Origin of the sequence: Amycolatopsis sp. NPDC051758 (genome assembly GCF_044453095.1) — a bacterium.
Classification (GTDB): domain Bacteria; phylum Actinomycetota; class Actinomycetes; order Mycobacteriales; family Pseudonocardiaceae; genus Amycolatopsis.
The window spans coordinates 1-2803 of the sequence record NZ_JBITCJ010000033.1 but is presented as its reverse complement, the minus strand read 5'-3'; the positions used below and the strand labels follow the sequence as shown (position 1 = coordinate 2803).

The 2803-nt window shown below is 68.7% G+C and carries 4 protein-coding genes; 3 read left to right on the top strand and 1 reads right to left on the bottom strand.

Features of this window, described 5'->3' with window-relative positions:
• Both ACIA5G_RS53810 and ACIA5G_RS53805 read left to right on the top strand, forming a co-directional pair.
• A partial coding sequence (locus tag ACIA5G_RS53810) for a hypothetical protein (protein WP_395938368.1) occupies positions 1 to 336 on the top strand: 336 nt, incomplete at its 5' end.
• Complete coding sequence (locus tag ACIA5G_RS53805; RefSeq protein WP_395938366.1) at positions 333 to 737, top strand: hypothetical protein; 405 nt, start codon at positions 333 to 335, stop codon at positions 735 to 737. The genes ACIA5G_RS53810 and ACIA5G_RS53805, both read left to right, overlap by 4 nt.
• Positions 738 to 1052: 315 nt before the next feature.
• Here the strand turns inward: ACIA5G_RS53805 and lgt are convergent, their stop codons facing one another.
• Positions 1053 to 1916: a prolipoprotein diacylglyceryl transferase gene (gene lgt, locus ACIA5G_RS53800; RefSeq protein ID WP_395938364.1), complete on the bottom strand. Its 864-nt coding sequence runs from the start codon at positions 1914 to 1916 to the stop codon at positions 1053 to 1055.
• A gap of 212 nt (positions 1917 to 2128) precedes the next feature.
• On the opposite strand from lgt, the gene ACIA5G_RS53795 reads away from it, so the two are divergent.
• A partial coding sequence (locus ACIA5G_RS53795) for an MFS transporter (protein WP_395938362.1) occupies positions 2129 to 2803 on the top strand: 675 nt, incomplete at its 3' end.

The following is a 2803-nucleotide window of genomic DNA, read 5'->3' as shown; positions in this document are numbered from 1 at the left end:
GACCCGGTGCGCCTGCGGCGGATCCTGCACCGCGACGACCCCGCGATCTACCCCGGTGAGTACGTCACCTGCGTGTTCAACCCCGACACCGCGCTGTGCCTGACCGACCGCGCGCGGCCGGCGGCGCCCGAACTGTCTGCATGCCGCCCCCTCGACTGCCCCAACGTCGCGCTCACCAGTGCGAACGTCGCCGCGCTGCGGCGCGAGGCCGCCCACCTGATGCACGAACTACAGCCGCCGAGCTCGCTGCTGCCGCCGCTGCTGCGGCACCGCCTGGCCGAGCGCCGTGACCGCATCACCGCCTACCTCGCACGACACACCGTGGAGACCTCATGACCCGCCACACCGGCCTGCCCACCGTCGAGGATGTCCACGCCGCGCTGGCCGCCTTGCACGCCGACGCCCAGACCACCCGAGCGCCGACCGTCCTCGCGCTCGCGCAGCGGGTCGGGCTGGCCAACACCACCTTCCGCCGCAACTTCCCGGAGATCGTCGCGCAGCTGAAGAGCTCCTCGGCGCCGCCCTCCGACAGCCGCCCTGCGAACGGCGGCGGTAACCCCGCGGACGGGCTCGCGCAGGAGAACGCGCGATTGCGGCACCACAATCGCGAACTGAGCGAATATCTCGCCTTGGCCACCGCGGAGATCCAGCGCCTCAGCCTCGAGGCTCACGGACTCCGCGGCGAGCTCGCGGGACTCCGCAACGTCAGCACCATTCGTCCGCGCCGACCCCGCTGATGGCCGCCGCGACGAGCATGCCGCCCAGTGTCTGCAGGACGTCGGAATCGGGCCAAACCGACAACAGCTCCGTCCGACTAGGGCAGATAGCGGTCGATCCGGCGCAGCAGCACCCCACTGCTCCCCGCCGATGCCACCCGGTCGGCGACGTTGGCTCGGACGGAGTAGACGGCCGCCCGCGCCGGTCGCAAGGGCGGACGATGCGGTGGAAATCGCGCTAAGCGAGTTCAGGATCGCCTTCACGGCCGCATCGCCACCGGCCACAACCAGTTTCGCTTCCGCCTGAGTTACATTCGTTCGTTAACGGATCCGCCGCTACGCATGGCCGTCAAATGATGTCTCCGGCTGGCTGCCACCCATCGATTCACTGTCGGGCTCGCCCGATCGGCGTTGCGGGCGCCGCCAGAGCAACGCGGTGAGCGCGGCGACGAAGACCAGTAGCGAGGTCCAGTCGTTGAGGCGCAGCCCCAGGAAGTGGTTGGCGTGGTCCACGCGTAGCGCTTCGACCCAGGCTCGGCCGACCGTGTAAGAGGCGACGTAGAGCGCGAAGAGCTTGCCGGTGCGCAAGGTGAAACGCTTGTCGGCCCACAACAACAGCAGTGCGACGCCGATGTTCCACAGGCATTCGTAGAGGAACGTTGGGTGGTACAGTCCGATGTCCGGAGTGTCGGGCGGGCGGTGCGCGGGGTCGATCTGCAACGCCCAGGGCAGGGTGGTCGGGCTGCCGTAGAGTTCCTGGTTGAAGTAGTTTCCCCAGCGTCCGATCGCCTGGGCCAGCACCAGGCCGGGCGCGAGGGCGTCGGCAAAGCGCGCCAGGCTGATCCCGCGGCGGCGGCAGCCGATCCACGCGCCAAGCGCGCCCAGGGCGACCGCGCCCCAGATGCCCAGGCCGCCGTCCCAGATGAAGAGAGCCTTCACCGGATCCCGGCCGGGTGCGAAGTACAGCTCCGGGTCGGTGATCAGGTGATAGATTCGCCCGCCGACGACACCGAACGGCACCGCCCACATGGCCACCTCGACCACGTCGTCCGCGTCGCCGCCGCAAGCCTTCCATCGACGCTGGGTCAGCCAGAGTGCGACCAGAATGCCCGCGATGATGCACAGCGCATAGGCCCGGATCGGGAGAGGCCCCAGGTGCCACACGCCCTGTGACGGGCTCGGCAAGGACGCCAGGACCATCGCTACCTCGTTCCTGCGAGACATCGTCGACTTACTTAAAGTACATCGGCTACCGAAGCATCTGACAAGCTGGATGTGCACGTCGGACTCTGGTCGTGAGCTGGCTTGGCCAGGCAATTCTCGCAAAGTGGACATGGTTGCCTTGTGGCGACTTTCATGATGCACGCCAAAGTTGTTCTGTCTTAGAATTATCGCCGATGTGAGGAGATCGGATGGCGATGCTGGTGGAGCGGCCCCGGCCGCAGGTGGTGCGGGAGCATCCGCAGGCGGGGTGGTTCGCGGTCGGCGCGGTGTGCTTCGGTGCGTTCATGGGCCAGCTCGACGCCAGCATCGTGACGCTGACGTTCCCTGCGTTGCAGTGGGAGTTCGCCGAGCCGCTGGCGGCGGTGCAGTGGGTGTCGCTGTCCTACCTGCTGACCCTGGTCGGCCTCCTCGCCGCGGTGGGCCGGGTGGCCGACGCAGTCGGGCGCAAGCTGACCTACGTCTACGGGTTCGCGGTGTTCACCGCCGCGTCGATCGCTTGCGGGTTGGCTCCCACCCTCGCGCTGCTGGTCGTGTTCCGGATCCTGCAAGCGGTCGGTGCCGCGATGTTGCAGGCCAACAGTGTCGCCCTGGTCGTCACCAGTGTGCCGAAGGCGAAGATGCGGTCGGCGCTGGGTGTGCAGGCCGCGGCCCAGGCCCTGGGGCTGGCGCTCGGCCCGGCCATCGGGAGCCTGCTGGTCGGCACGGTCGGCTGGCGCTGGGTGTTTTTGGTCAACGTCCCCGTCGGGATCCTCGGCCTGGTCGCCGGCCGGTATCTGCTGCCCCGCACACGCGAACGCCGCCCGCTGGGCCGCCGGTTCGATGGCGCGGGAGTCGCATTGCTGGCAATGGCTTCCACCGCGGTG